This window comes from Candidatus Dependentiae bacterium (genome assembly GCA_020431705.1).
Classification (GTDB): Bacteria; Babelota; Babeliae; order Babelales; family Vermiphilaceae; genus JAGQHQ01.
Genome location: JAGQHQ010000032.1, coordinates 1 through 4,238, shown reverse-complemented (window position 1 = coordinate 4,238; position 4,238 = coordinate 1). Strand labels below are relative to the sequence as shown.

5 protein-coding genes are annotated in these 4,238 nt (G+C 32.8%); 4 read left to right on the top strand and 1 reads right to left on the bottom strand.

Going from position 1 to position 4,238, the window contains the following annotated elements; translation table 11 throughout:
• Positions 1–431: 431 nt before the first annotated feature.
• Positions 432–1,310: a hypothetical protein gene (locus tag KC460_05140; GenBank protein MCA9770726.1), complete on the bottom strand. Its 879-nt coding sequence runs from the start codon at positions 1,308–1,310 to the stop codon at positions 432–434.
• A 57-nt stretch (positions 1,311–1,367) separates the two neighbouring features.
• On the opposite strand from KC460_05140, the gene KC460_05135 reads away from it, so the two are divergent.
• From KC460_05135 to KC460_05120, 4 genes are all read left to right on the top strand, one after another.
• A complete protein-coding gene (locus KC460_05135; protein MCA9770725.1) occupies positions 1,368–2,033 on the top strand; it encodes an FkbM family methyltransferase in 666 nt (221 codons plus the stop codon).
• A 137-nt stretch (positions 2,034–2,170) separates the two neighbouring features.
• Positions 2,171–2,656: a hypothetical protein gene (locus KC460_05130; protein ID MCA9770724.1), complete on the top strand. Its 486-nt coding sequence runs from the start codon at positions 2,171–2,173 to the stop codon at positions 2,654–2,656.
• Positions 2,657–2,877: 221 nt separating this feature from the next.
• Entirely contained in the window at positions 2,878–3,198 is a 321-nt protein-coding gene (locus tag KC460_05125; GenBank protein ID MCA9770723.1) for a hypothetical protein, read from the top strand.
• Positions 3,152–4,021 (top strand): hypothetical protein, encoded by an 870-nt coding sequence (locus tag KC460_05120; protein ID MCA9770722.1) that lies wholly within the window; start codon positions 3,152–3,154, stop codon positions 4,019–4,021. The genes KC460_05125 and KC460_05120 overlap by 47 nt, the downstream gene beginning before the upstream one ends.
• Positions 4,022–4,238 lie beyond the last annotated feature (217 nt).

Here is a 4,238-nt window from a genome sequence, read left to right as displayed (position 1 = left end):
CTATTCTTCCTTTTAACACTCTCTTTCTGTACTTTGGAATCCACACTAAGTGATACATAAGCCTATGCGTTGTTTGCAATCCTTTCCAATATTTACTCATATTGTCCAAGATGCCATTTTTAGTGTGCATTCGCAAAAGTTTTTAACTTTTACTCATATCCGCCCACTAAGGCAGACCATTCATCCCCGGCCTTAAAAGGCCACGGTTTTCTGGTCACGGAAATAAAAACTAAAAAAAACGATATTCCCGCATGCCTCTTCTGACTCACAACGCCCCCTAAACAACAAGATGAATTACTGCTAAAAATTCTCAGTATTTAAGGGAATATTATAATATATTTTTGCCATATTTACAAATGATTTTCCCTAAGTTTATCAAAAAAAGTAAGCATTATTCACATTCTCATGATGATCACATAAGTAACAGATAACTATATCCTATTCGATGAGTTTGCATCAAACTCCGATTTTAACAAATTCACATAATACTCAAGCGGATTATATGACGCTTTTTTCCTCATAAACCTTTTATTAACATCTAAACTACTTAGCGCAACTAACTTTGGCTTGTATGGGGATTTCCAATGCTCAAAATGGCAATATTCAGGTCCTAGAATAATTTTTGGCCGATTATATGCAAAATAATGGTTCAAATGACTCTCATCATTAACACGTGCAATATAACCTCGAGCCAAATCGATATTAATATTCTCTTGTGCGATACTAATTAGCTTCAAAAACTCTTTTTGTGTGCCACCATAAAATGCACCGGCAAAATAATGGGTCCCATGCGCTCTATGCATATGTGCCGTTGAAATTGGATTATGCTCATAGCCACGAGGCCTGAAACGAACTTGTGGATGAATAGTGGCTACCAAATCCCCCAATATTTCATCATCAACATCATCAACAAAAAGCATATCTGCATCGCATGAAAACAGATAATCACATTCCTTAAAATGATCTCTATATTTATGATACGTTGCAAAACGCATCATACTATCATATGGCCAACCCATTTGTTTCTGATATAATGTCACTGTATTTCTGGGTAAATCAATTGTACTATCAGTAAATACAAAATAATTAACTTTATGATTTTTACAAAAATGCACCTGCGCAGACTCTATCATGCGCTTTGCAGCCTCAAGATATTGCTGACCTGTAGCCATTACTAACAACCCAATGGTATATGTTTTTTGTTGCTTTTCTTTTTGTAAAAAGAAACCACTACTGGTATAAAACGCCCAACTGAATATACTAATAATGAGAATAGATAAAATGAATGAAAAATATTGATTCAACTTCATTGTATACTCTTTTTTAAAATCGTAAAATATATAGTAACATATCTCAAAAGTACTCATATGACAACGCAACTACTCCAAAAAAATACACTACTGAATATTATCTCACACTATATACCAGACAACCCTATTATTATAGAAGCTGGAGCTTTTGATGGTAGAGACACCAGAAAACTAAGCAGGCAATGGCCCTGTGGAACAATACATACTTTTGAACCAGTTCCAGATATTTTTGCGCTGCTAAAGAAAAATACAACCTCACTATCACATGTGCATTGCTACAATATCGCCCTGAGTGAAAAAACAGGCACTACTGTTTTTTATATTTCAGAAAAACCAAACAAACCAGGCCAACCATTTCAAGCTGGCTCATTACATAAACCACAAAAACGCCTTTCTTTTTCTGACGTACAATACAAAAAAACAATACACGTGCAAACAATAACCATTGACGATTGGGCAAAACAATATGGTGTTAATCATGTTGATTTTTTATGGTTGGACATGCAAGGACACGAATTACATGTACTTAAAGCTGCACCACACATACTGAAAACGATAAAAGTAATTTATACTGAAGTTAATTTTGGCCAAGCATACGAAAACCAATATACCTACGAGCAAGTAAAACAATGGCTAGAAAAAAGGAATTTTCAAGAAATTGGACGTGATTTTATCGATCAAAAACAATGGTTTTTTGGCAACGTCTTATTTGTAAAAAAATAAGACAATCTCATACATATCATATGCAAATACAATAAAAAGCACAATGAATATATGCACCCTGAATTGCTTTATTATATATATAGCGGTATAGTTAGGTGTGTTTATATATTATTTATTTTTAATAGGGTGGATTTTTTATGAAAAAGTGTACTGTTTTTTTTATGATTATTAGCTCACTATTTATTTCTTTTCCTCATTTGTATGGAATATCTGATACAGGATCACGTACGAAAGAATCTGATACAAAAAATGGAAAACGTAGTGACTCTAATGAAAAAACAACCTTGACAATGGAAGAGTACGAAAAATTACAACACCAAGCAGCACAATTAGATCAAAAGTATAGAGAGCAATCACCTTATCTACCAATTGTTATAAATCTTTCACTTCTTTGTAGTACTATAGCTTTGGTTGCTGTTGGCATCACAAGTCATTATTGTCTCGAAGAGTCAAACAGAAAAATAGTGAACTTTTGTGGACTTGGTGCTATTTTAGCTGGAGCGTTTACTACGCTAACCTATTTCTCGATAAGAGAAAACTATGCATTGCACTCTACAAATTTTTATAACAAATATGTTGCATCGTCTTCAAGTAAAAATGAAAAGAAAGTAAGTACCAAGTAAGTACTTCAAACAACCCGACATTATCAGCCACTAATGCATTGCTAATCCATCGAGCATGTTCGGAAAGCATAATAATTTTATGACCCGAACGCTCTACCTACTTATACTAAACATATTTTGCTTGGTCTCGGTTTATTTATGTAAATATTTTTCTTTGATATAACATAAAAATTATGTTACGAGTAATGTGTTATGCTATACATATACAAAAAGGCGCTCGCATGAACCCTATATATGTACTTGCTTGGTCTCTAGCTATATATCCATTTATTTCAGCCAATATGGCACCAGAAGGATTCGAACGATTTTTAAACTACTACTTTGTTGAAACAGGAACCTATCAAGGAAAGAGTATTCGCCTCAAAACACATACTATTGTAATTAACAACATGCACTGTTGCGATCATATTCTATTTAATTATTTATCTCGGCAAGACATCTATACAAAAATAAATCCAGATTACATCGTTACTTATATTAATGGTGGGGACAAAGGTGAGTGTAAAGATAATATCATGGTTGCATATATACTCAAAAAATAACGATTTTCATCTCATCGCCATAACAGCGAGTTTGTGCCTATTACTATTTTCTAACTCACACACAATAGACGTTATTATTCCCTGTACAAGTAAAGATAAACGCACACTCGAACTTTGTATTGAAGGTATTCAGAAAAACGGAAAAAATATTAATCGAATCATTGTGATATCAGATAAAAAATTAACTGATAATGCCGAGTGGTTCGATGAAAAAAAATATCCATTTTCTAGAATTGATATTGCTACATATATTTTCAAAGACAAACAAAAAACCAAAAATTACTTAACAAAAAGAAAAAATCGCATTGGTTGGATTTTTCAGCAGCTACTTAAACTTTATGCACTATTCGTAGTTCCAGATATTTCTGATGACATACTTGTTCTTGATGCTGATACTATATTTCTACGCCCGATTACATTCATTGATGAAGATGGCACTGCATTATATGGCATTGGTTCTGAGTATCATATGCCCTACTTTGAACACGGTAAAAAACTAATCCCTGGATTTAAGCGTGTCATAGAAAGCGTATCTGGTATTTGCCATCACATGCTTTTTCAACGATCTGTTTTACAAGATTTGTTTACTGTTGTTGAACAGCACCACAAAGAGAAATTTTGGCAAGCCTTTTGTAATTGTATTGATCTAAAAAACCTAGCTGGTTCATGTGCATCTGAATATGAACTCTATTTTAATTTTATTTTTGACAATCAATATCCAGTTAAAATAAGAAAACTCAGATGGAGTAATATTCGTTTCTCAAATTTCAACAAAAAAAAGAAAGAGCCGTATGATTACCTTTCGTGCCATACCTACCTATAAAAAATTTATAATTTTTATCTTTCCTTTCTTTCTTTTCCTATTATTACAACTGCATGCATATAATTACAGTATCGTTTTTGTCCATATTGGTAAAACATTACCAAACTACTTACCTACTGCACTCGAGCAAGCACGTTTATTTAGAACCTATCCCAAAATTAAAATCTTGAAATAATTTTGTAAAAAAAGGAAAATCTCGCTGATAAAAAGATGTTAA

Bases quoted from the DNA above. Each gene is read 5' to 3' on its own strand.
- KC460_05140 (MCA9770726.1), bottom strand. From the start codon at position 1,310: ATGAAGTTGAATCAATATTTTTCATTCATTTTATCTATTCTCATTATT.
- KC460_05135 (MCA9770725.1), top strand. From the start codon at position 1,368: ATGACAACGCAACTACTCCAAAAAAATACACTACTGAATATTATCTCA.
- KC460_05130 (MCA9770724.1), top strand. From the start codon at position 2,171: ATGAAAAAGTGTACTGTTTTTTTTATGATTATTAGCTCACTATTTATT.
- KC460_05125 (MCA9770723.1), top strand. From the start codon at position 2,878: ATGAACCCTATATATGTACTTGCTTGGTCTCTAGCTATATATCCATTT.